Here is a 24,457-nt window from a genome sequence, read left to right as displayed (position 1 = left end):
GCCAAACACCGAACCTGTGGAGCTGAATACTGAACCTGAGAGCAGAACACTGAACCTGTGGCGAGGGAGCTTGCTCCCGCTGGACTGCGTAGCAGGCCCATTTGTTGGGGCCGCTTCGCGCCCCAGCGGGAGCAAGCTCCCTCGCCACAGTTTTTCAGTAGAGCCACAGAACTCAGTAGAGCCACAGAACTCAGTAGAGCCACAGGACTCAGTGGGGCCACAGGTTTAGTGGGGCCACAAGTTTCAGCTGTCAGGCTGCAACCGGTGGCGGCAGGGTGGCGACCAGGCGGATCGAGGCGGTCAGTTCTTCGAGCTGGAAGTGCGGCCGCAGGAACACCGTGGCCTTGTAGGCGCCCGGCTTGCCGGCGACTTCGGTCACGTCCACTCGGGCTTCACGCAACGGGTACTGCGCCTTGATCTCTTGCGGCGCGTTATCGTTGATCAGCACGTAGTCGGCGATCCAGTTGTTGAGGTAGGTCTGCACGTTGTCGCGGGTCATGAAACTGCCGACCTTGTCGCGCATGATCACCTTCAGGTAATGCGCGAAGCGCGATGCGGCGAGCACGTACGGCAACATCGCCGAAATCCTCGCGTTAGCGTTCGCCTCGTTGGTGTTGTAGAGCTTGGACTTGTTGGTGGTCTGGCCACCGAAGAACACCGCCACGTCGCTGTTTTTCTTGTGGCACAGGGCGATGAAGCCGAGGTCGTTGAGCTCTTTTTCCCGGCGGTCGGTGATCGCCACTTCGGTCGGGCATTTGAGCGACAGGTCGCCGGAACTGGTGCGGAAGGTATGCGCCGGCAGCCCTTCGACCGCGCCGCCGCCTTCAGCGCCGCGAATCGCCGCGCACCAGCCGTACTTGGCGAAGGCTTCGGTGATGCGTTGCGACAAGGCCCATGCGGCGTTGCCCCACAGGTATTTGCTGTGGTCGCTGCCGTTGACGTCTTCAATGTAGGTGATGCCTTCCACCGGCGAGGTTTCCGGGCCGTACGGCAGGCGCAGCAGGAAGTGCGGGAGCACCAGTGACACATAGCGCGAGTCTTCGCTTTCGCGGAAAGAGCGCCATTTGATCAACTCCTGGCTCTCGAAGACTTTCGACAGGTCACGCGGTACGGCCAGTTCGGTGAAGCTGTTCATGTCGAACAGCCGTGGGCTGGCGGCGGCTATGAACGGCGCGTGCGCAGCAGCGGCGACGTTCGACAGTTTCTCCAGCAGGCCGATGTCCTGCGGGTGTCGGCCGAAGGTGTAGTCACCCACCAGCAGGCTGAACGGATGGCCGCCAAAGGTGCCGTACTCTTCTTCGTAGATCTTTTTGAACAGCGCGCTCTGGTCGAACTCGACGGCTTTTTCCAGGTCGTTTTGCAGCTCTTTTTGGGTCACGTTGAGCAGACGCAGTTTGAGCCGGGAACTGGTTTCGGTGTTTTGCACCAGCAGGTGTAAGCCACGCCAGGAGGCTTCGAGTTTTTGCATGTCGGGGTGGTGCAGCACTTCGTTGAGTTGCGCGCTGATCAGCTTGTCGATCTTGCTGATGCGGTCGTTGATCATCGCCACGGTGTCCTTGTCGATGGCCATGCCTTCGTCGAGTACCTGGATGGCGAATTCCGCGAGCATGTCGCGGGCATAGTCCTGCTGACTGTCGTCATGGGCCATGCGGCCGTCGGCGATGATGCGGTCTAGCAGGGACAGGCTTTCTGTGGTGCTTTCACTGGTTTTGGCGGCGGCTGAAGCAGGCATGGCAACTTCTCCCTAAGTGATTGAGTGATCAGGCTTGCGGTTCGGCCGGCGCTTCGCTGTCGCCTGCGGCAGCAGGGGCAGCAGGGGCAGCAGGGGCTGGGGCTTCCGGACGGGCAGACTTGATCTCTTGCAGGCCTTCGGTGTTGGCGATGACATCGCGCAACAGCTTGTCCAGATCGTCATTGCCGTCGAGCTTGGTCAGCAGGTCGCGCAGGCGCTGGCGGGCTTCGAACAGGCGCCGCAGCGGCGTGACCTGCTCGACCACTCTCACGGGGTCGAAGTCGTCGATGTGCTTGAAGTTGAGCTCGATGTTGAGCTTGCTGTTGTCGCCGGGGGTGAGGGTGTTGTTGACCTGCAAGGTGGCGCGGGGAGCGATCGAGGCAAGCACTTCGTTGAAGTTGTCGCGGTCAATCTCGGTGAAGCGTCGTTCGGTCAGCTTGGGAAGGGCGTTGAGGGGTTTGCCGGAAAGGTCGGCGAGAATGCCCACCACCAACGGCAATTCTTTTTCTCGATCGCGTTGCCGATTTCGACGTCGTAGGTGATTTGCACCCGGGGTGGGCGAACCCTGTCGAGCTTGTGCTGAGTACTTTCTGCCATGTTGGTTGACTCCGATGCATGAGCGGGCGCAATGCATCGGGAGGCCCGTTCATCGCTTTCCCTTGCTGGACCGTAGGTTAGAAAGGGTGGCAGATGGACCTGTCGTTCCTTTGACAAACCTTCCTCATTCGCCGTGTGGGCCGAACTACCCAAGACGCTAGAACAGGTCTATAAAAAAGCAAGGGAAAACCTTTTTAGGACCGTCATGAGAAAAGGAAAATTCATTTTGTCTGCACGTTTTTTTGCCTGCGCTGTGCTCTTGTCCCTCGCCGGGTGTTCGTTATTCGGGCCACGGGTGGACCTCGACAGCCTGACCATCGACGTCGCGCCGAAGGCCAACGACGACACCCCGATTGCCGTGGATTTCATTGCGGTGAATGACCCGGATCTGCTCAAGCAACTGTCGGGCATCACCGCCCGCCAGTGGTTCACCGAGCGTGAGCAGTTCCAGCGCGACTACCGGCAGTTGATAACGGTCTGGGGGCTGGAGCTGGTCCCCGGTCAATTCATCGACAAACAACCCTTCCCGCTGGGGGGCAAGCGGGCGGCTGGACTTTTGGTCTTCGCCAGCTATAACACTCCCGGAGCACACCGGTTAAGGCTCGATGACCAGAGCAAAGCCTGGCTCAAGTTCGACAGTCGCGAGATGACGCTGCTCAGCGACAGCCCGCACTGAGTCACTCGCAACAACGCCCCGTGCGCGGCCGCACTTAGACGTCGAAAGGAATCGTATGAGCCTGTTACCTGACGCGGTTTGCTGGCATGAAGGCATGCAGTTATTGCCCCAGCATTTTCAGTTGCAAGGGCTGCGGGCAGAGGCGCTGGTCGCGCATTTTGCCCAAGCGTGTAATCCATGGTTCTGGGGTGTAAGCCGAATCGAAGTCGACCCCGGCGCACTGAGTGCCGGGCTGGTGCGGTTAATCAATCTTCAAGCGACGATGCCCGACGGTTTGCCAGTCAATCTGCTCGCCGGAGTGGGGCCGATGCTGGAGCTCAACGTCGGTGAAGCCATCAACGCCACCGACGACGCAACCGTCACGGTTTACCTGGCAGTCAGCCCGTTGTGGCGCGCCGGGCAGTTGCTGCCGCTCAAGGGCCGACTGCAATCGGTGGTCGGCGATGCGTTGCCGGATTTGACCAGCGGCGAGTACCCCGAATCGATCACCGTGTGGCGCCCGAACCCGCGCTTGTGCACGCAATTGAACAAGGCGGACTCCGTCTGCCTGCCGTTGCTGAAAATCCGCAAGGAGGGCGGCGGGTTTATCTCGTTGCCTTACACACCACCGACCCCAAGCCTGTTGCCGGAATCCGTTATTGGCCGGCGGGTGGCCGGTTTGTGTGCCAGGGCGCGGGAGAAATGCATGTTCCTCGCCGGCCGTTTGCGTCAGGCCCAGCAGGCCGGGGATCAGGACGACGCGGTAGAAATTCGCCGTCAGTTGACCGCGCTCTGGGCGCGGCTGCCGGAGGTCGAAGGCACGCTGGGCAGCCGCCAGGCGACCCCGCAGACCTTATACGGCGTGTTGCTCGGGCTGGCCGGCGCATGGTCGGCGCTGGACCCGTTGGCCGGTGTGCCGCCGTTCGCGCCGCTGGATTTTCTTGAGCTGCAACGCGGTTATGAGGCGGTCCTCGACTGGCTGGAGAAAACCCTCGAATTGATTCGCGCCGGCTATCGCAGCCTGCCGTTTGCGCGCAGCGAACAGAGCTTCTCGATTCAACTGCCCGACGATCAGCCGAGCCAGCGTCTGGTGATCGGTTTGCGCATGCCTAACGGCGTCAGTGATCACGCCGCGAGTGAATGGCTGAGCGGCGCGATCATCGCCTCGCAGCCGCACATCCCGTTGCTCAGTCGCCAGCGCATGAGCGGCTTGGTGCATCAGGCCATGAACCGCAACGAACAGGTGGCCTACAGCGTTGGCGACGATACGCGGTTGTTCGTGGTGACGGCCGAAGGCCAATGGTTCGATGGGCAGTTGCCGTTGCTGATTGCCGCGCCGGCCTCAAAACCGGCGAGCAGCCCATGGCAAGTGGTGTTGTTTGTGGCCCAGGCCAGTGAAAGTGCTTGATCAAGGAAGGGGCGTCGTATGTCTGAAGGGAATGCCGGGGCGGGTACACGGGGCCTCCACGAAGCACCGCTGAGCAGTGCCTTTCGCCAGGCCTGGCTGCAATGGTCCGAGGAATGGAGCCAGTTGCCCAGGGACGGTGATGAGGCGGCGTTGGTCGAGGCGGTGGTTGAGATGTCCACGCAAATCTCCCAGCGACTGTGGCGCACGGCATTCGCCCGGGTTGGCGATGGGGCGACCGAGCAAGTCAAGGCGCTGGTCTATGCCTTTGTCGCGCTGATCGATGAAACCCTGGTGTTTACTCCGTGGCCGGGCCAGTCCGCGTGGCAGGAAAAACCCCTGGAGTCGAGGATGTACGCCAGCCGACAGGCCGGTGAGCGGCTGCCAACCGCCATCAAGGAATTGCTGGAGGAGCAGATCCCCACCACCCGCGACCTGGCCAATGTCTATTTGCAATGCCTGGTGCTCGGGTTCGAAGGGCGGCTGCGCGGTGAGCACAGTCAGGCCCAGCATGAAAAATTGCGCCTGGCGCTGTTCTCCTTTGCCTGGCAACACGAAGCCGATTATGCCGATGTCGGCGCCCGGCTGGCGCAGCCGTCAACTGTACCGCCGATTCATTTGCCGGTGCGGCTATCGATACCGGATGGCTTTCGCCTCGGAGTGGGGATTTTGGCCATGCTGCTATTGCTGACCGGGCTGGGGCAGTTGTTCTGGCACGATATCCGCCAGGAACTGGAGCCGGTGTTGCAGATGACCGACTCGGTCAGCGTCTCGGAGCAAGACTCATGAGCACCCTGCAGATGATTGGCTTGATCGTTGCGGTGCTGTTGCTGATCGTGATTATTGCCGTGGCGCTCTGGTGGTTGCGTACCCAGAGCGGGGCGGCGATTCGCAGTTTCTATGCGGCCGTGCGGCACATGGAGCAGGAGCAAGGCGCCCAGGACCGCTATCAGATTCCTTGGTTGTTGATGCTCGGCAACGAAACCCAAGGCACGCAATTGTGCACCGAATGGCGCTTGCAACCGACCGACAAACCGGCCTGGTTCGGGCGCTGGTGGTCGGACCCCGAAGGCGCGGTGCTGGTGGTGCCGCAAGCGCTGTTCCTGCCCGACGAAGGCATGAACCTGCAACGGGGCGGCTGGTGGCGTTTGCTCGGGTTGATCTTGCGCCTGCGCAGCAAACGGCCGCTGGACGGAGTGATCTGGACCGTGCCGGTCAGCCATCTGGCCAATGTCGAACAGGCCGCGAACCTCGGTTTGGCGGCGCGTCGGCGCTTCATTGATTTGCTGCAGCGCTTTGGCTTGAGCCTGCCGGTGTACGTGGTGATTACCGGCATGGAAGAGCTGCCGGGCTTTCAGGAGTTGATCAGCGCGCTGCCGCAAGAGAGTCGCGAGCGAATGCTGGGCTGGTCTTCGCCCCATGGCCCTGAAGCCGTCTGGCATTCGCAATGGAGTGACCAGGCGCTGGATCAGGTCCATCGCGCCTTGTCGGAATCAATCATCGAAATCGGCACCTTGGCCGGCCATTTGAGTGGCGAGTTATACGGTTTACCGGAACGTCTTGAGGCATTGCGGCGCAACCTGCAAACCCTGTTGGAGCCGGTATTCCAGGGCAATGCCCAGGGTGAGGCGCCGCGTTTTCGCGGGGTGTATTTCACCGCCAACCAGCCTGCCGAAGACGCGCTCGACGGGTTTGACGCCGATGACAGCGACTTGCAGCAGAGCGCCTTCGCCCGGCAGTTGTGGCAGCGGCGGGTGGTGGCCGAACGAGGCCTGGCCCAAGTGGTGCCGCGTCTTTTGCGCCTGCGCCAGCGTTGGCAGCGTCTGACCGGGGGATCGCACTGGTGGTCGGGGTGATCTGGATTGCCGGGATGCTCTGGGTCTGGCGGGACTCGGTCAATGACGCCCATGAACTGTCGCGCCTGTTGCAAGGCGCACAGAAGAACTACATGGCGGTCACTGATGAGTCCCATCGTCTGGAAGCGACCCGACGCAACGTTCAGGGCTTTTGGCGAGTCCTGGAGAAAGCCCCGCGCTGGAGCTACACATCGCTGGTCTTTCCCACTTCCTGGTTTTCGTCCCTGGACGTGCAACTGGAGAATGAATTGCGCAGCACCGCCCAAAGCCAATGGTTGCAACCGTTGCACGACTTGTTGATCGCGGATCTGGCGCAGCTCAAGGCCATTCGCAACACCGAACGTCGTGGCAATGTCGAAAGTGAAGACCCGGCCCAGTGGCAAAACTACGTCAAGGCCAAGGATCTTGTAGAACGGGCGGTACGCCTTGAGCAACAGAACCAGTGGTTCAATCAGGCTCTGAACAACCCGAAGGGGCCCCTCGAAGACGTGGTGACGCTGAGCAACAACGCGTTGTCCCTGAACCTCAATCTTGGCACCTTGCGCCGCGCCGGTTTCTACAACCGGGTGCTGCTGGATGCCAATGGCGACAGCTTGAAACCGCTGGACCTGACGCCAGAGCGCCCGGCAATCAAGGAGAACTTTTCCGGGCTGATGGAGCATTGGCTCGACCAGTACTTCCTGGCCGACAACTTTGTGCGCCAGGCCGGTTATCTCAAGTTGCACTTGGAGCAGCTCGAGGCCGGCAGTGGTAACTCCCTGACCGAACTTGAAGATCTGCGGGCGCTGATCGACGACCTGCAAGGGTTGGTCGGCCTGACCAACTCGGCCTGGAGTCGCGGCAAGGGCCAGGACCTGGTGCCCGGTTATCGCGAGATGATGGACAAGGTGCGCCAGAGCGCTTTGCTCGGCCCGCAGGTCGAGCAGCAACTGGATCAGCAAGCGTCGAAGTTGCAGCAGAGTTTCCGTGATCAGTGGATTGCCCAGGCCGGTTCCAGGGGCAACTTGCTGGTGCAACAAGGCAGCGGGCAGTTGGTGTTGCAGGAGCATGTCAGCCAGTTGAACACCGCTGTGCAAGCGCTGTTCAAGCGAGACTTCGTCGCCATTGCCATGCGTGCGGATGAGTCCGGTGACATGCAGGGGCAGAACGCCGACGGCGATGACCTCAACAGCGCGCTGAACTACTTCGCCAGCTACAAGAGTTACGCCGCCGAAGAACTGCCGCGCATTCCGCCGGCGTATCGCGGTGCCTTGCTCGAAGCCGCTGAAGGCGCGGCAGCCAAGGCTATGTGGTTGAGCCTCAAGGAGCACGATGATCAACCGCACGGCTACGGGACATTCGACGTGCAAGCGCCGCAAGCGGTGGCCTTGCAGAAAGCCTTTATCGAGTTACGCCGCAGCGACCTGGCGACGCGTCTGCAAAGTGCCTTGAACCGGCGTGCCATGGCTCAGGTCGTCGGCGGTCTTGATGAAATCACCGCGCAGCCGCTGTTCAGCGGGCGCACCGAAATCAGTCAGTGGGACGGCTCGAAAAACCTTGGCCTGCAACTGTATGGCGCCAGTGATGTGCAGGATTTGAAGCTGAGCCTCAAGCAGCAATTCAACACCATGCTCGGCATCACCGAGCGCCGGACCTCCGCGCTGGAATGGCTGAAAACCCAGCAGCAGACGCTGTCGGCGCTGGATTATGAGCGGGTGACGCAATTCAGCGCCCTCAATGACGAACTGCTCAAGTACAAGGATTCGAACCCCGCCAGTTCGCCGGCCCAGATCGAGCAGTTGGTGAGTCGCGACTTTATCGAAATGGATGCGACGTCCTGCGGGCAGATCCTGCAAACCGCCAGCCTGTCCGGCGGGCGCGGGACGTTGGCGTTGCGTGCACTGGAATTACAGCAATCGGCCATGCAGCGTTGCCAGTTCCTGCAACAGCAACAAGCTTCGGCGGCGTGGAACGACCTGGCCAACTACTTCAATCAATACTTGGCCGAGCGCTTTCCGTTTGCCAATGGGATACAGGCGACCGACGCCGACCCGGCGCGGGTCCAGCACTTTCTGGAGTTGATCGACAAACGCCTGCCGGTGGCTCAGGCCGGATTGGTGATCAGCCAGACCCCGGAACGGCTGGCCGCTGAAGATTTTCTCAACCGTTTGAAGCAGGCCAGCACCTGGCTGGGCCCACTGTTTGTGCGGGACAAGAGCGGCATCCTCGGGGTTGAGATGGACGTGCGCTGGCGCACCGATCGCGAGGAGGAGCGCGGCGCCGATCAAGTGATCGCCTGGAGCCTGAATGCCGGCAACCAACAAATCAACTACCCCGGCGACGCTCAACCGAACTTGCGCTGGATGGTCGGCCAACCGGTGCGGCTGACCTTGCGTTGGGCCCGAAACGGCTCGCAGCGGCCGGCCAACGATCCGCTGCAGCCGAGCCTGATGGTGCGCGATCTGGAAGCCGGTTGGGAGTATGGCGGGCCTTGGTCGTTGCTGCGCCTGATGCGTTCGCACCAGTCAGTGCAGCGCCAGCCGAGCATGGATTACACGGATTTTCCGCTGATGTTGCGCCTGCCGGTGACGGCGTCGTCCAGCACGGCTGAGCAAACCCTGATGTATGTGCGCCTGTCGTTGATGAGCCAGGGTTCCAAGCTGCCGTTATCCATTCAACCGCTGCCCACCCGGGCCCCGCGTTCGCCGTTTATGCAGACCCGGGCGACCGCATCCGCCACCGCCATGAATCAGGAGGAGGGCTTGTGAATATGCCTTCAACAGCGTTGCCGGAACTGATTGACCGCTTGCTGGCACCGATCAGCGACGAAGCGCCCTGTGGCCTGGATTTGCGTTATGAACGTGAATTCGATCAGGCGCGGGAGCTGCGCCGGGAGGACGATACGAGCCTGCCGACCGGGGTCTGGCAGTCGTCGATCAAACGCGCCCAGTGGCCGGAACTGGAGAAACTGACCACCAGCCTGCTGCTGGAACGCAGCAAAGACCTGATGCTCAGTGCCTGGCTGGGCGAGGCCTGGTTGCATCAGGATGGTTTGGAGGGGTTGCCGGGCAGTCTCGCGCTGGTCGCCGGGTTGTGTGAGCGCTATCCCGAGCACCTTCACCCGCAGGCGGAGGATGGTGACCAATCGTGGCGGGTGATCCCGCTCGAATGGCTGGCCCGACGCTACACCGAAGTGCTGCTGACCCGGGTGCCGTTGCTCGATCCGCGTAACGGCGAGTTCGATGGTGTGTGCCTGGATGCCTGGCGGCGGTTGCAAGTGCAGCAGGTGTTGGCCAATGACAGCAAAGGCGCGAAAACCTCGGCAGAAACCGCGCGCAGTGAGCAGAAAAAACTCACCGAGCAGATCCGCGCCACGCCGTTGTCCTTCTGGTTGCGCAGCCAGGGCAGTTTGCTGTTGAGCATTCAGCATCTGCAACGGCTGGAAGCCTGGAGCGACCTTTATCTCGGCGCCCAGGCCCCGGGTTTCAAAGCCTTGCAGGATGTCATCGAGGCGTTATTGACGCTGGTTCAGGAGTTCATCGCCATGCACCCACGACACTCCACCGAGGCTCCTGTCGAAACAACGCCCGAAGTGGCATCAAGTCCTGCGGATGTGGCCGCGGCGCCACAGGTTTTTCGCGAGCCGGCGAGTCGCGAAGAGGCGTATCGGCAATTGTTATTGATCGCCGAATACCTGGCCCGCACCGAACCCCACAGCCCCGTGCCGTACTTGATCCGGCGAGGCGTGGAGTGGGGCAACAAACCCCTGAGCGAATTGTTGGGTGAATTGATCTCGGCTGATGCTGAGTCCCGGCGACTCTGGACATTACTCGGCGTCCTTTAGCTTTTGTGGGAGCGAGCCTGCTCACGATAGCGGCCTAGCAGTCAACATTGGTGTTGAATGTGATGACCTCATCGCGAGCAGGCTCACTCCCACAATGGATTATGGTCGTCCACAAATACTCGGCTCACCACATAACAACTGTGGGAGCGGGTTTGCTCGCGAAAGCGGTTTTACAGTCAACATCGGTGTTGAATGTGATGGCCTCTTCGCGAGCAAGCCCGCTCCCACAATGGGTTATGTGTGTGGTCGGGAAACCGAGTGTCAGACAGTCCGGGTCACTACGGGTGTCGGCAGGGCTATCGGTGTCAGCACCGGCCTGCCGGCAAAGAACGCCACCAGGTTTTTACCCACCAATTCCACGGTGCCTTGGGTTGCTTCCGGCGATAGCCCGGCGACATGCGGCGTCAGGACCACGTTAGTCAAGGCCTTGAGGGCATCGGGTACCTTGGGCTCGTGGTCGTAAACGTCGAGTGCAGCGCCGCCGATCCTGCGTTGTTCCAGTGCATTGATCAGGTCTGCCGTGACCACGACGCTGGCCCGGGCAATGTTGACCAGGAAACCTTTCGGCCCCAGCGCGTCCAGCACCTGTCGATTGATCAGGTGTTGGGTGCCGAGCCCGCCGGGGGTGGCGACGACCAGGAAGTCCGACGCCCGCGCCAGTTCTGTCGGCGTCGAGCAGTAGCTGTAGGGCACGTCGCTGCGGTGCTGGCGGTTGTGGTAACTCACGCTCATGTCGAAACCATTGGCGGCACGCTTGGCGATGGCCATGCCGACCGCGCCGAGCCCGAGAATGCCCAGGCGTTTATCGGCAAGGGACGGGCGCATGATTTTCGGCCATTCGCCACGGCGCACGGCGGCATCGGCTCGGGGAATATCGCGCACCAGCGACAACAGCAACGCCATGGCGTGGTCAGCCACCGAAGAGGCATTGACCCCGGCACCGTTGGTGACGGTGAGGCCACGGTCGCTGGCGGCTTGCAGGTCGACGTGTTCGTAACCGGCGCCGATCACGCAGATGATTTTCAGGGCGGGCAGGGCGGCGATTTCTTCGGCGTACAGACCCAACGGGCCACGCGTCAGCACGGCATCGATACGGGCGCCGTGAGTGGTGATGGCTTGGGCGCGCTCGGCAGGCGTCGGCGCCAGGATCAGGTGAAAGCCCTGATGCTCGAGAATCGGCAGGTAGTCATTGATGGTTTCAACCAATACCAGAACGGTTGCGGTCATGCTGGGCTCCTGTGGGCATCGGAATGTCGGGGGCTCGAATATGGGTGCAGATTGCTGATTCCAGAGCGGTTTGGCAATCACCAGGGATCGCCGAAAAGGATCAAAAGATCGCAGCCTTCGGCAGTTCCTGCACGATTGCGGTTGTCGACAACGTGTCGACGAATGCGATCAGTGTAGGAGCTGGCGAAGCCTGCGATCTTTTCAATCAATCAAAATTCAACTTCCGCCGTGTCAACGACCTTGGCGAACGCACCCTTCAAGGTCGCGTTATGGTGCTCGATGATTGCCCGGGCCGGCAGCGCAGGCGTGTCCATGCAAGTATGGGCATCGGCCACCAGCACCGGATTGAACCCCAGATCAGCTGCCGCTCGGCAGGTGCTGTCGATGCAGTACTGGGTTTTCATGCCGACGATGAACAGCTCGTCGATTCCGCCAGCCCGCAACTGCTGCGCAAGCGATGTGGCGAAAAAGGCATTGGGTTTGCCCTTGTCGAACAAGATATCAGTGCTGGCATTCAGCTCCAGATCGGGCAGCAACTGCCAAAAGGACTGCCAGCCTCGATCGGTGAACCTTGAGGGCCGGTGTGGCGCACGGCATAGATCGGCACCTTGCGCGCCCTGGCCTGGCGAATGAGCTGCTGGATGTTGGCCAGTAAGCGCTCGCCGTCGTGGGGCTTGTCCGGGCCGTTGAACAGCCCGACCTGCATATCAATGATCAAAAGTGCCGATGACATAGGTGTTTCTCCGTGAAGTGCCGAACGGACGGGAGAAACAACAAGGCCCCGTCCATTGCTGGCGGGGCCTTGGGTTTACTGCGCTGGGATTATCTCAGCCAGCCACCCCACGACCCGCCGGAAGCGGTCGTGGTGGTACGGGTGAGGTTCAGCGCAGAAAGGTTCATGAGGCCGATCATGCGGTGGGCGCTTCTGGCTTGTCAACGGCATCGTCGGCGGTCAAAAACGTGCGCGCCGCCTCGAGGATTTCATCGGACAAGGGCTCCCCACGGGTCGCTCGGGCCAGAGTCAGAGCGCCTACCATCAGTGAATACTCGACCAACGCCTGTCGTCGATCACGTTCCGCATCGCCAGAGTTGAGCAGCGAACCATAAGACTCCAGCAGTTTGTTGAGGCCTTCCATGAAGGTCTGGCGCAAGCCGCTATCGGCCGCTTCGTGGCACATGTCCCCGGCAAAGGCGACCACCGGGCAGCTGTCGCCGGGATTGTCGCGGCTGGCGGCCGACAGGTACGGATCGACCAAGGCGTGGCGGGCGGCGTTTTTGTCATCATGCTCGGCGATCCTGGCTTTCCAGCGCTCTGCCGATTGCTCGAACGCCCGACCACCGGCCTCACGGGCCAAGGCTTCCTTGGACTCGAAGTGTCCGTAGAAGCCGCCGTGGGTCAGCCCGGCCGCGCCCATCACGTCGACGACGCTGATGCCGTGGAGGCCGTGCTCACGAAACAGCCGAGTGGCCGCCTCGACGATGATTTCGCGGTTGAGGTCGGCTTGTTTGCGGGAGACTCGGGGCATCAGCGGCTCACAGGTTTGAGTGGACAGGAATCAACTGGCGTACTGGGCAATCCCGTTTCCAAACGACCAGTTCTCTTTCTTCACTTCCACCAGATTAATGAAAACATCTTCCAGGCGCACCGCCAGTTCACTGTTCAGGCTCTCGGCAATGGTCTTGTAGAGCAGTTTTTTCTGCTCCAGGGTCCGGCCTTCATTCATCGTGATCTGGATCACCACCAGGTTGTCGGTGCGCTGGATGCCCAGGTATTGGGTGTCGAAGATGAAATGCTGCTCATCGTGCTCTGCCAGGATCTGGAAATTATCGTGTTCCGGCACGCCGATCGCGCTGCGCATGGCGGCGTAAATCAACTGACCCACGCGTTTGGCGAAAGTCGGGTCCTGATGCTTTTTGATGTCAACGCGAACCAGTGGCATGGGATGACTCCAGACAGAATGTGGGTTAGTTCAAAATACATGATGGTTAACCTTTATCAAGCATGCATTTTGTCCGGCAGACGAACTGCACAATCCCGACAACAACGAAGATCCCAGTGGGAGCGAGCCTGCTCGCGACAGCGGAGTATCAGCCGACATCAATGTTGAAAGTGAAATAGCCATCGCGAGCAGGCTCACTCCCACAGGGGCCTGCAGCGCACTTGGCATCTGATCCGCATAACCATTCCTCAGCTAAGTCTTTGCTTCTGCTCATTTATCCCGGAGAATCGCGCCCCTGTTTCGGCCAGGGCGCTGCCTGTCGGGTTTTTCCGACTCGTCCTGACCGGGTAGCAACTGACCGGAATGTGGAGATCCCACCGGATGAATGATCAGGCCAATAGCGTCGACGAACGCTATGTAGCGGCGGCACCAGCGACCCTTGAGAGCTGGAATCGCCATGACACCACCTGGATGCTGGGCCTGTTTGGCACGGCGATCGGGGCCGGTACGTTGTTTTTGCCGATCAACGCGGGCCTGGGCGGTTTCTGGCCGTTGATGGTCTTGGCGGTGCTGGCGTTCCCCATGACGTTTTACGCACACCGTGGCCTGACCCGCTTTGTGTTGTCCGGCCGCGAAGGCGCGGACATCACTGAAGTGGTGGAAGAACACTTCGGCATCAAGGCTGGTGCGCTGATCACTTTGCTGTACTTCTTCGCGATCTTCCCGATCCTGTTGATCTACAGTGTGGCGCTGACCAACACCGTGGGCAGCTTCCTCGAGCATCAACTGCACATCATGCCGCCGCCACGGGCGATTCTGTCGTTTGTGCTGATCCTCGGCCTGCTGGCGGTGGTGCGTTGTGGCGAGCAGGTGATCGTCAAGGCCATGAGCCTGATGGTGTATCCGTTTATCGTCGCGCTGCTGTTTTTGGCGGTGTTCCTGATTCCGCACTGGAACGGCGGCATCCTCAGCACCGCGTCCACGCTGCCTGCACCGTCTGCGCTGCTGCACACCTTGTGGCTGGCGATTCCGGTGATGGTGTTCTCGTTCAACCACTCGCCGATCATCTCGGCGTTCGCCGTGGACCAGAAGCGTCGTTACGGTGAACACGCAGAAGAGCGCAGCTCGCAGATCCTGTCCCGCGCCCACGCCTTGATGGTGGTGATGGTGCTGTTCTTCGTCTTCAGTTGCGTGCTGACCTTGTCCCCGGCGCAACTGGCCGAAGCCAAGGCGCAGAACCTGTCGATCCTGTCGTACCTGGCCAACCACTTCAGCAACCCGACCATCGCCTTCGCGGCGCCGTTGATTGCTTTCGTGGCGATTTCCAAGTCGTTCCTGGGGCACTACATCGGCGCCAGCGAAGGTCTTAAAGGCTTGATCGTCAAAAGCGGCAAGCGTCCTTCGCCTAAAGCCCTGGACCGCATGACCGCCGCGTTCATGCTGGTGGTGTGCTGGATCGTCGCGACCCTGAACCCGAGCATCCTCGGCATGATCGAAACACTCGGTGGCCCGATCATCGCGTCGATACTGTTCCTGATGCCGATGTATGCGATCCGCAAAGTGCCGGCGATGGCGCGTTATCGCGGTCAGGCGTCCAATGTCTTCGTGACGGCGGTGGGCCTGGTGGCGATTTCGGCGTTGATCTATTCGTTGACGGCTTAAGATCAAAAGATCGCAGGCTGCGATCTTTTGATTCTGAAGGCATAAAAAACGCCGCTCCTTGCAAAGGGAGCGGCGTTTTTTATGGCCTGCGCTCAGCACCTGACTCAGAGCACACATCCAACCGGATAAACGGCTACGCTAGAGCCTGAATTTACGCGTCGTAGAGCGTGTGGATCTTTCTCTGGAGACGCTGCATGGCTCGTGCTCAAGGCGCATCGGTGCAACCCCGTACCGACACCCCTAACCGTTGGCAGGATCTGTTGGCCGGGCTGTCGATTGCCGGTTTGCTGTTGCCGGAGGCGGTGGCCTATTCGAGCATCGCCGCCGTGCCGCCCCAAGCCGGGGTGATTGCGTTGTTTGCCGGTTTGCTGTGCTACGCGCTGCTGGGCACCAGCCGGTTTGCGATTGTCTCGGCGACCTCGTCTTCGGCGGCGGTACTGGCCGCCGCCACTGCGACCCTGGCCAGCGCTGATCCGGCCTTGCGCATGACCCTGGCGATCGGCCTGGTGCTGATAACGGGCGGGCTCTTCCTGCTGGCCGGGCTGCTGAAGCTGGGCAGCGTGACCTCGTTTATCGCCAAACCGGTGCTGCGCGGCTTTGCGTTTGGCCTGGCGGTGACCATCATCCTCAAGCAGGTCGCGAGCATCGTTGACGTGCACTTGAGCAACAGCAACTTGATCCGATTCGTCCCACAGCTGCTGGAACAGTGGCCGCAGTGGAATCGGGTCGGCTTATTGGTCGCAGCCGTGGCACTGCTGGTGTTGTGGGTGTGCGCGCGGTTCCGGCGAGTGCCGGGCGGTTTGCTGGTGGTGGCGCTGGGAATTGCGGCTAGCCAATGGCTGAACCTGCCGGCCTACGGGGTGAAGCTGATCGGCGTGATCGACCTGAGCCTGGAAGTGCCGCGTCTGCCGGTGTTGCCGTTTGCCGATTGGCTGCGCCTGGGGGAATTGGCGTTTGCGATGGTGATGATTCTGTACGCCGAATCCTATGGCTCGATCAGCTCGTTTGCGCTCAAGCATGGCGACCGGGTGTCGTCGAACCGCGACCTGCTGGCCCTCGGTGCGGCGAATCTGTTGTCCGGCCTGTTCCATGGCATGCCGGCGGGCGCTGGTTACTCGGCGACGTCGGCCAATGAGGCGGCGGGTGCCAGTTCACGTCTGTCCGGCGTGGTCGCAGCGGTGGTGGTGTTGCTGATCGTCTTGACGGTGCTGCCCTACATTGCCCTGACCCCCGAGCCGATTTTGGCTGCCATTGTCATTCATGCCTTGGCGCGCGGCTTGAGCCTGCAGCCATTGGGCCGCTATTTCATCTGGCGCCGCGATCGGGTGCTGGTGATCTGCGCGGTAGCGGCGGTGTTGGTGCTGGGCGTGCTGGACGGCTTGCTGGTGGCGGTGGCGATCAGTGTGGTGCTGATGCTCAAACAGATGTCGTCGGCGGATATTCAAGTGCTGGGGCAAATGGGCAGTGGTCACGATTACGTCGATGTGCAACGCCATCCTGACGCTCAGGAGATACCCGGCGTGCTGATCGTGCGGCCCAGCGAGGCACTGTTTTTCGCCAACGTGGAGCGTATTTTGGGCGGTGCGCTGCGACTGGCGCGGCATGCGTCGCCGCCGGTGCATACGATTATTCTCAGTCTGGAAGAATCGCCGGACCTGGATGGCACCAGTATCGAAGTGCTGGAAGGGTTCTTTTTGCAGGTGCGGGCGCTGGATAAATTGTTGATCCTGGCGCGGCTCAAGCATGAGGCGCAGGCCGTGCTCTCGATGTTGCCGGCGCAAGAGTTGGAACAGGTCATTCTCAGCGGCCTGAGTGTTGACGGTGCGGTGCAACAAGCCCTCAAGTCAAACCCACAGGGTTAGTGCAAACCCTACAGGCATAAAAAAACGCCGCTCATCTCGCGATGGGCGGCGTTTTCTATTGCGTTGCAGCGTTAGGCTTGAACGACCGGAATGTTGGCGTTCGCAGCAGCTTCACGGAACTCGGCGATCTGGTCGAAGGACAGGTAGCGGTAAACATCAGCCGCCATGCTGTCGATCTTGCCAGCGTATTCCATGTACTCCTCGACGGTCGGCAGGCGACCCAGGATGGAAGCAACAGACGCCAGCTCAGCCGAAGCCAGGTAGACGTTCGCGCCGTCACCCAGACGGTTCGGGAAGTTACGGGTCGAGGTCGACACAACAGTCGAGTTCGGCTCTACACGTGCCTGGTTACCCATGCACAGCGAGCAACCCGGCATTTCCATGCGTGCGCCGGCCTTGCCGTAGATGCCGTAGTAGCCTTCTTCGGTCAACTGGTGAGCGTCCATTTTGGTCGGCGGCGACAGCCACAGACGAGTTGGCAACTGACCCTTGACCTGATCCAGCAACTTGCCGGCAGCGCGGAAGTGACCGATGTTGGTCATGCACGAACCGATGAACACTTCGTCGATCTTCTCGCCAGCAACGCTGGACAGCAGACGGGCGTCGTCCGGATCGTTTGGCGCGCAGAGCACAGGCTCTTTGATGTCGGCCAGGTCGATTTCGATGATTTCAGCGTATTCGGCGTCAGCATCGGCAACCATCAGCTCAGGGTTGGCAACCCAGGCTTCCATCGCTTGAGCGCGACGTTCCAGAGTACGCGCATCGCCGTAGCCTTCGCCGATCATCCAGCGCAGCAGGGTGATGTTGGAGTTCAGGTACTCGGTGATGGAGTCTTTCGACAGCTTGATGGTGCAACCGGCAGCCGAACGTTCAGCCGAGGCGTCGGACAGCTCGAAAGCTTGCTCGATGCTCAGGTTGTCCAGGCCTTCGATTTCCAGGATGCGGCCGGAGAAAGCGTTCTTCTTGCCTTTCTTCTCGACGGTCAGCAGGCCAGCCTGAATCGCGAAGTAAGGAATGGCGTGAACCAGGTCGCGCAGGGTAACGCCCGGTTGCATTTTGCCTTTGAAGCGCACCAGGATCGATTCCGGCATGTCCAGCGGCATAACGCCGGTGGCCGCGGCAAACGCAACCAGGCCGGAACCGGCCGGGAACGAAATGCCCATCGGGAAACGGGTGTGGGAGTCACCACCGGTACCGACGGTGTCCGGCAGCAGCATGCGGTTCAGCCAGCTGTGGATGATGCCGTCGCCCGGACGCAGGGAAACGCCGCCGCGGGTCATGATGAAGTCTGGCAGGGTGTGGTGGGTGGTCACGTCGATCGGCTTAGGGTAAGCCGCGGTGTGGCAGAAGGACTGCATTACCAGATCGGTCGAGAAGCCCAGGCACGCCAGGTCTTTCAGTTCGTCACGGGTCATAGGACCGGTGGTGTCCTGAGAACCGACGGTGGTCATTTTCGGTTCGCAGTAGGTGCCAGGACGAACGCCTTTGCCTTCTGGCAGACCGCAAGCCTTGCCGACCATTTTCTGTGCCAGGGTGAAACCCTTGCCGGTGTCGACAGGTGCTTCAGGCAGTTTGAACAGATCGGTAGGGCCCAGGCCCAGCTCGGCGCGCGCCTTGTCGGTCAGACCGCGACCGATGATCAGCGGAATACGGCCGCCAGCACGAACTTCGTCCAACAGAACCGGGGTCTTCATTTCGAAGGTGGTCAGGACTTCGTCGGTGCCGTGTTTGCAGACTTTGCCAGCATGCGGGTACAGGTCGATCACGTCGCCCATGTGCATGTTGGAAACGTCGAACTCGATTGGCAGTGCGCCAGCATCTTCCATGGTGTTGTAGAAGATTGGAGCGATCTTGCTGCCGAAGCAGAAACCGCCAGCACGTTTGTTCGGCACGTGCGGAACGTCGTCACCGAAGAACCACAGTACCGAGTTGGTAGCCGATTTACGCGACGAACCAGTACCGACCACGTCACCGACGTAGGCGATAGGGAAGCCTTGACCGCGCATTTCTTCGATCTGCTTCATCGGGCCGGTCACGCCTTGGACGTCAGGCACGATGCCTTCACGGGCCATTTTCAGCATGGCCAAGGCGTGCAGCGGGATGTCCGGGCGGGACCAGGCATCCGGGGCAGGGGACAGGTCGTCGGTGTTGGTTTCGCCGGTGACCTTGAACACGCGCAGGCTGATCTTGTCGGCCAGGGTCGGACGGTTCTGGAACCACTCGCCGTCAGCCCAGGATTGCAGCACGCCTTTGGCGTGAACGTTACCGTTCTTGGCTTTTTCAGCGACGTCGTGGAACGCATCGAACATCAGCAGGGTGTGCTTGAGTTGAGCGGCAGCGACTGGGGCCAGTTCGGCGCTGTCGAGCAGGTCAACCAGGGTCACGATGTTGTAGCCGCCCTGCATGGTGCCGAGCAATTCAACAGCGCGTTTCTTGTCGATCAGAGGGGAGGTTGCTTCGCCTTTGGCCAGGGCAGACAGGAAGCCAGCCTTTACATAGGCTGCTTCGTCCACGCCAGGTGGAATGCGATTGGTGATCAGGTCAACGAGGAAAGCTTCTTCGCCAGCCGGGGGATTCTTCAGCAGCTCGACCAGGCCTGCAGTTTGTTCGGCGTTAAGCGGCTGGGGAACGATACCCAGTGCTGCACGCTCTTCGATATGTTTGCGGTAGGCTTCAAGCACAGTTATTACCCTCATCAGTGGTCCCAAATGGGTGTCCGGGACGCTCATCCCGAAATGGCCGTACTCATGCGCTGCGTGGCGTTGTGGGCCACTTAGCCAGAATTACCGGCAATTCCTTACAGAAGCTGCTTTCAAAGTTTTACGCCTGCAGAACGGGGAGCTGATGAGGGTTGGCGTAGAGCTTTTCCCCGCTGGAAAAACCCTTCGCCAACACCGCTCTGTAGGAACGACTGTGCTCGTGACGCTTTGAAAACAGCTTCTAACGGACATTGGCGCCTTAAAAGGCTGGCTGATTCTACGGCAAAAAAATTAAAGGTAAGTCAGGGGCTATTGGACTTTGGTGGCGTGCCGCGTTGCCGGGTCAACGTGCGCGAGGCAAGGCGCGGGCATCCGTCGCGGCCGTCATCAAAGTCCAATAGACCCTGAGGCCCTCAAGATTGAGGGGTGATCAATGTTGGACAAAGGGCTAACATGCGGACCTGTTCTGCTTTCCCGTGTTTTGCCTACCTATGCCCAATCAGACCATCAAGACCCCCTGCGTCGGCCTCTGCTCCACCGTTTACGGTGACCTGGTGTGCCGTGGCTGCAAGCGTTTCCACCACGAAGTGATCAACTGGAACGGTTACAACGAGGAAGAAAAGCGCGCGGTGTGGCTGCGTCTTGAGCAATTGCTGTCCCAAGTGATGGCCAGCAAGCTGGAAGTGTTCGACCCGCAGCGCCTGCGCTTGCAGCTTGAACAACGGAAAATCCGCTTTGTACCCCATCAGTCGGAATATTGCTGGGCCTATCAGTTGATCGCTCGCGGGGCGCGGGTCATTAACAACCTGGAGGCTTACGGGATGGTGCTGATGCCGGAGTTTCGCGACTGGAACCTGCCGGAATTGCGTGATGCCATTGATCGGGAATTTTTTTGCTGTCTGAGGCGCATTACCAGCGCTACATCGCACCGGGGTTCCTCAAGGACGCCTTCGGCGGGTAAGCACTAAGACTGTGGCGAGGGAGCTTGCTCCCGTTGGGTCGCGAAGCGGCCCCTGCATTCTTCCAGGAATACCGCACCAGCAGATTTTGCGACTGCTGCGCAGCCGAACGGGAGCAAGCTCCCTCGCCACAAAGGCTAGGCAAACCTCAATGCTGGGCCACAACCTCTTCCAGATGATCCATGATCTCATCCGGCTTGAGCACCAGCACATCGCTCTCCACCGCATCCAGTACCACTTCCGCCGTATTGCCGATCAGCGCCCCGGACAACCCGGTCCGCGCCACGGTGCCAATCACTGTCACCGCCGCTTGCAGCTTGTGAACCATATGCGGAATCAGCACATCTGCCGGGCCTTCCTCGATGTGCAGGTGTTCGTCGTCGATGTCGAATTCGGACTGGAACGCCTTGCACTGCTCGCGATACTTGGCCTCGATGGTTTCCCTGAGCTGGAACACCGGGTCGGCCGATGACAGCATCGGCGACGGATGGGCACTGATCACGTGCAGTTGGGCCTTGGCCAGGCTGGCGATGTCGTAGCCGTGGTCGACGATGCAGGCATGCAGCGTGCGGTGCTCGCCGTCGGTATTGCCAACGTCGATGGCCGCCAGAATGACCCCGCCGGTCCACGGTTTCGAGGTTTTGACCAGCAACACCGGCGTCGGGCAGTAGCGCAGCAGTTTCCAGTCGGCCGGGGTCAGCAGGGCCTTTTTCAGCGGGCTGTCGGGGAAATGCTGCTTGATCACCAACCCGCAGCCTTCGGCTTGCTGCACATCGACGATGGTTTCGTGCAGGCTCTCGTTCCAGGCCTGTTCGGTGGTGACGCTGTAGCCGTCGTCGATCAGGGCGGCCTTGAGCACGCCCAACATGCCGCTGTGGTCGTGCTTGGGGTCGCAAACCAGCAAGTGCAGGTGGGCCTGGGTCACGCCCGCGATCAGTTTGGCGCGCTTGAGCGCCAGGCTTTCCGAGTGTTCGGGTTCGATGACCACCAGGATGCTGCGAATGGCTTGCATGAGCGGGATCTCCAAGAAGTAAAAACACTGCGTTGGACAACTATAGTTGCTGCCCGGCAACCCGGGACTTGATGCATATCAATGGCGGCGACTGGTGGTCTGCCGACAGGCCGGTATAATCGGCGCCCTTCGTTTTGAACCTTTTATCCGTGAGCCCCATGATCCTTCCCGAAATTCACGAGTTCCTCGGCTGCCGCACCCTGACGGCTGGGTCCAGGCCGCGCTGGCCGATCAGGAAACCTTGCTGATCGACCACAAGAACTGCGAATTCAAGGCCGCCAGCACGGCGTTGAGCCTGATCGCCAAGTACCACTCGCATGTCGATCTGATCAACCTGATGTCGCGTCTGGCCAGGGAAGAGCTGGTGCACCACGAACAGGTCATGCGCCTGATGAAAAAGCGCAAGATCGAGCTGCGCCAACTCTCCGCCGGGCGTTACGCCTCGGGCCTGCGCAAAGTGGTGCGCAGCCACGAGCCGGTGAAACTGGTGGATACCCTGGTGGTTGGCGCGTTCATCGAGGCCCGCAGCTGCGAGCGTTTCGAGGCGCTGGTACCGCATCTGGACGAGGAACTCGGCAAGTTCTACTTCGGCCTGCTGAAAAGCGAGGCCCGGCATTTTCAGGGTTATCTGAAACTGGCCTATCAGTACGGCGACGCCAAGGACATCGCTCAGGTGATCGACCGGGTTCGTGCCGCCGAGCAGGAGTTGATCGAGTCGCCGGACGTGGAATTCCGCTTCCACAGCGGCATCCCAACCGCCGCGTAACCCTTGTCGGATCGCCGCACCGATCGCTCCTACAAAAAACGTCAGCCGCAGGCTGTGATGTTTTGATTCAATATTGTTAAAAACTCTTAAGAGTATGAAAGATCTCTGAAAACCGGCCCCCATGGCCGGTTTTTGCTGCCTGCCATAACCGTCCCGCCACCGATTGCCGCCATAATGCCGCCTACTTCAAACAAGGGTTGGCAGACGGTCGTTATGGATAACCTGGGTTTTGGCAAAGTATTGCTGGTGGAAGACGACGAAAAGCTTGCCGGGCTGATCGCACATTTCCTGTCCCAACATGGCTTCGAGGTCCGGGCGGTGCACCGTGGCGACCTGGCGTTGGCCGCATTTCTTGAATTCAAACCGAAAGTCGTCGTGCTCGACCTGATGTTGCCGGGTCAGAGCGGCCTGCATGTGTGCCGGGAGATTCGCAGCGTGTCGGACACGCCGATCGTCATCCTCACCGCCAAGGAGGACGACCTCGACCACATTCTGGGCCTGGAATCCGGCGCCGATGACTACGTGACCAAGCCGATCAAACCGCCGGTGCTGCTGGCCCGTTTGCGCGCCTTGCAACGTCGGCAGGCGCCGGACACCGGCGTCTGCAGTGCCCTCGAATTCGGCAACCTGAGCATCGACCGCAGTTGCCGCGAAGTGCGCCTGGTGGGTGAGGGCATCGAGTTGACCACCATGGAATTCGAACTGCTGTGGTTGCTCGCCAGCGCCGCCGGCAAGATTCTGTCCCGCGATGACATCCTCAACCGCATGCGCGGCATCGCCTTCGACGGCCTCAACCGCAGCGTCGACGTCTACATCAGCAAACTGCGGGCCAAGCTCAAGGACAATCCTCGCGAACCGGTGTGCATCAAGACCATCTGGGGCAAGGGCTACCTGTTCAATCCGTTCGCGTGGGAGCTGTAAATGCTGCGGTTATTTCTGGGGTTGTACCTGGTGCTGGCGGTTGGACTGGTGGCGGCCTTGCAGACTGTCGAGCACACCTTCAATGCGCTGCTCGACAATCAGATGCAGGCGTATAACCGCGAGGCCGTGCGCGGTCAGGCGTACTCGTTGGTCGAGCAACTGCGCGGTCTGGAAGGTCAGGGCCGGGAACAACAGCTGGACTCGTTGCGCCCGCATTATGGTTTGGGATTGACGCTGGTCGATGCCGGACAACTGGCCCTGGATGATCAGGAAAAAGCCTTGTTGGCCGAAGGCCTGCTGGTGATTCGGGAGAAGTACACGCAGTTCATTTCGTCCATCGATGGCGGCCCTCAACTGCTGAGCATCAAGTTGCCGGCCGAGCCAAGCCTGATGCCGTTTTACATTTCGGCGGCCTACCTGATGCTGGCGGTGCTGATTGGTATCGTGCTGTTCTTTTGGGTGCGGCCGCACTGGCGGGATCTGGAAAAACTACGCCTGGCTGCCGAGCGGTTTGGCGATAACGATTTGTCGTCGCGAATCCAGTTGTCCAAACGCTCGAACATCCGCGACCTGTCCGAACACTTCAACCTGATGGCCGCGCGTATCGAAGGCTTGATCGCCAACCAGCGCGAGCTGACCAACGCGGTGTCCCATGAGTTGCGCACGCCCATTGCCCGGCTGTCGTTTGAACTCGATCAGCTCAAGCAACAGCCCGATCCGGCGCAAAACCGCGAATTGATCGCCGACATGTACGCCGACCTTGGCGAGCTGGAGGAAATGGTCTCGGAACTGCTGACCTACGCCAGCCTGGAGCGCGGCGCTACGGTGATTACCAGGGAAAACATTCAGGCCAACAGTTGGCTCGACAGCGTGGTCGGCAGTGTGGCGCTGGAAGCGGAAGCAGCGGGGGTGCAGCTGCTGATAGTTGAATGCCAGATCGAGCAGGTACGTATCGAACCGCGCTTCATGGCCCGGGCGGTGATCAATTTGCTACGCAACGCCATTCGCTATGCCGATGGGCGGGTCGAAGTGTCGTTGGCGCGCTGCGGTGATCATTACGAAGTGCGGGTCAACGACGACGGGCCGGGCGTGCCGGTGGACGGGCGGGAGAAGATCTTCGAACCGTTCTCGCGGCTGGATGCCAGTCGTGATCGGCGCACCGGTGGTTTTGGGCTGGGGTTGGCGTTGGTACGACGGGTTTCTCAGTCCCATGGCGGGCAGGTGGAAGTGGCGGACTCGCCGTGGGGTGGGGCGTCGTTTCGCATGACCTGGGCGCATCTGGATTAGTGTGTTCTCGAGGACGCCTTCGCGGGCAAGCCTCGCTCCTACAGGTTATCGGTG

Annotated in this window: 14 protein-coding genes and 5 pseudogenes; 11 read left to right on the top strand and 8 right to left on the bottom strand. The window is 60.5% G+C overall.

Annotated elements, in window-relative coordinates; all coding sequences use genetic code 11:
• Positions 1 to 250: 250 nt before the first annotated feature.
• A complete protein-coding gene (gene tssC / locus RHM58_RS28050; RefSeq protein WP_201255518.1) occupies positions 251 to 1,732 on the bottom strand; it encodes a type VI secretion system contractile sheath large subunit in 1,482 nt (493 codons plus the stop codon).
• A 28-nt stretch (positions 1,733 to 1,760) separates the two neighbouring features.
• Positions 1,761 to 2,329, bottom strand: a pseudogene (gene tssB, locus RHM58_RS28045) (type VI secretion system contractile sheath small subunit).
• Between the two features lie 226 nt (positions 2,330 to 2,555).
• Between tssB and RHM58_RS28040 the strand changes: the two are divergent.
• The 5 genes and pseudogenes from RHM58_RS28040 to tssA all read left to right on the top strand — a co-directional run bounded on the left by RHM58_RS28040 (position 2,556) and on the right by tssA (position 10,068).
• The gene (locus tag RHM58_RS28040; protein WP_201255516.1) at positions 2,556 to 3,005 is read left to right on the top strand and encodes a type VI secretion protein; all 450 of its coding nucleotides are present in this window, start codon (positions 2,556 to 2,558) and stop codon (positions 3,003 to 3,005) included.
• A gap of 55 nt (positions 3,006 to 3,060) precedes the next feature.
• A complete protein-coding gene (gene tssK / locus RHM58_RS28035; RefSeq protein ID WP_201255515.1) occupies positions 3,061 to 4,392 on the top strand; it encodes a type VI secretion system baseplate subunit TssK in 1,332 nt (443 codons plus the stop codon).
• A gap of 18 nt (positions 4,393 to 4,410) precedes the next feature.
• Positions 4,411 to 5,178, top strand: a complete 768-nt coding sequence (locus tag RHM58_RS28030) for a DotU family type IV/VI secretion system protein (RefSeq protein ID WP_322268805.1) — start codon at positions 4,411 to 4,413, stop codon at positions 5,176 to 5,178.
• A pseudogene (locus RHM58_RS28025) lies at positions 5,175 to 8,992 on the top strand (type VI secretion system protein). The gene RHM58_RS28030 and the pseudogene RHM58_RS28025 overlap by 4 nt, the downstream one beginning before the upstream one ends.
• On the top strand, positions 8,989 to 10,068 hold the full coding sequence (gene tssA, locus RHM58_RS28020; RefSeq protein ID WP_201257003.1) for a type VI secretion system protein TssA: 1,080 nt from the start codon (positions 8,989 to 8,991) through the stop codon (positions 10,066 to 10,068). Before RHM58_RS28025 ends, tssA begins: the two are co-directional and overlap by 4 nt.
• Before the next feature lie 261 nt (positions 10,069 to 10,329).
• Here tssA and RHM58_RS28015 read toward each other — a convergent pair whose 3' ends face one another.
• The 4 genes and pseudogenes from RHM58_RS28015 to RHM58_RS28000 all read right to left on the bottom strand — a co-directional run bounded on the left by RHM58_RS28015 (position 10,330) and on the right by RHM58_RS28000 (position 13,235).
• Positions 10,330 to 11,295, bottom strand: coding sequence for a 2-hydroxyacid dehydrogenase (locus tag RHM58_RS28015; RefSeq protein ID WP_322268804.1), 966 nt, complete (start codon positions 11,293 to 11,295; stop codon positions 10,330 to 10,332).
• Between the two features lie 209 nt (positions 11,296 to 11,504).
• A pseudogene (locus RHM58_RS28010) lies at positions 11,505 to 12,028 on the bottom strand (cysteine hydrolase family protein).
• Between the two features lie 175 nt (positions 12,029 to 12,203).
• Complete coding sequence (locus tag RHM58_RS28005) at positions 12,204 to 12,821, bottom strand: TetR/AcrR family transcriptional regulator (protein ID WP_322268803.1); 618 nt, start codon at positions 12,819 to 12,821, stop codon at positions 12,204 to 12,206.
• Positions 12,822 to 12,851: 30 nt separating this feature from the next.
• Complete coding sequence (locus tag RHM58_RS28000; protein WP_201256999.1) at positions 12,852 to 13,235, bottom strand: tautomerase family protein; 384 nt, start codon at positions 13,233 to 13,235, stop codon at positions 12,852 to 12,854.
• A 381-nt stretch (positions 13,236 to 13,616) separates the two neighbouring features.
• On the opposite strand from RHM58_RS28000, the gene RHM58_RS27995 reads away from it, so the two are divergent.
• Together RHM58_RS27995 and RHM58_RS27990 are read left to right on the top strand one after the other, a co-directional pair.
• Entirely contained in the window at positions 13,617 to 14,897 is a 1,281-nt protein-coding gene (locus tag RHM58_RS27995; RefSeq protein WP_201204389.1) for an HAAAP family serine/threonine permease, read from the top strand.
• A 194-nt stretch (positions 14,898 to 15,091) separates the two neighbouring features.
• Entirely contained in the window at positions 15,092 to 16,759 is a 1,668-nt protein-coding gene (locus RHM58_RS27990; protein WP_201256998.1) for a SulP family inorganic anion transporter, read from the top strand.
• A gap of 71 nt (positions 16,760 to 16,830) precedes the next feature.
• Here the strand turns inward: RHM58_RS27990 and acnB are convergent, their stop codons facing one another.
• Positions 16,831 to 19,440 carry a bifunctional aconitate hydratase 2/2-methylisocitrate dehydratase gene (acnB, locus tag RHM58_RS27985; protein WP_201205215.1) on the bottom strand — a complete coding sequence of 870 codons (2,610 nt, stop codon included), beginning with the start codon at positions 19,438 to 19,440 and terminating at the stop codon, positions 16,831 to 16,833.
• Between the two features lie 509 nt (positions 19,441 to 19,949).
• Between acnB and RHM58_RS27980 the strand changes: the two are divergent.
• Positions 19,950 to 20,419, top strand: a pseudogene (locus tag RHM58_RS27980) (DUF1289 domain-containing protein).
• A gap of 146 nt (positions 20,420 to 20,565) precedes the next feature.
• On the opposite strand, the gene RHM58_RS27975 reads toward RHM58_RS27980, so the two are convergent.
• Positions 20,566 to 21,429 carry a universal stress protein gene (locus RHM58_RS27975; protein WP_201202600.1) on the bottom strand — a complete coding sequence of 288 codons (864 nt, stop codon included), beginning with the start codon at positions 21,427 to 21,429 and terminating at the stop codon, positions 20,566 to 20,568.
• 158 nt (positions 21,430 to 21,587) lie between these two features.
• Here RHM58_RS27975 and RHM58_RS27970 point away from each other — a divergent pair.
• The 3 genes and pseudogenes from RHM58_RS27970 to RHM58_RS27960 all read left to right on the top strand — a co-directional run bounded on the left by RHM58_RS27970 (position 21,588) and on the right by RHM58_RS27960 (position 24,403).
• Positions 21,588 to 22,195 (top strand): annotated as a pseudogene (locus tag RHM58_RS27970) (tRNA-(ms[2]io[6]A)-hydroxylase).
• Between the two features lie 213 nt (positions 22,196 to 22,408).
• Entirely contained in the window at positions 22,409 to 23,116 is a 708-nt protein-coding gene (locus RHM58_RS27965; RefSeq protein WP_322270912.1) for a response regulator, read from the top strand.
• Positions 23,117 to 24,403, top strand: coding sequence for an ATP-binding protein (locus RHM58_RS27960; RefSeq protein WP_201202604.1), 1,287 nt, complete (start codon positions 23,117 to 23,119; stop codon positions 24,401 to 24,403).
• Positions 24,404 to 24,457 lie beyond the last annotated feature (54 nt).

This window comes from Pseudomonas sp. 10S4, from assembly GCF_034344865.1.
In the GTDB taxonomy this organism is placed as follows: domain Bacteria; phylum Pseudomonadota; class Gammaproteobacteria; order Pseudomonadales; family Pseudomonadaceae; genus Aquipseudomonas.
The sequence above is the reverse complement of the archived record's forward strand: the minus strand, read 5'-3'. Positions and strand labels throughout refer to the sequence as shown.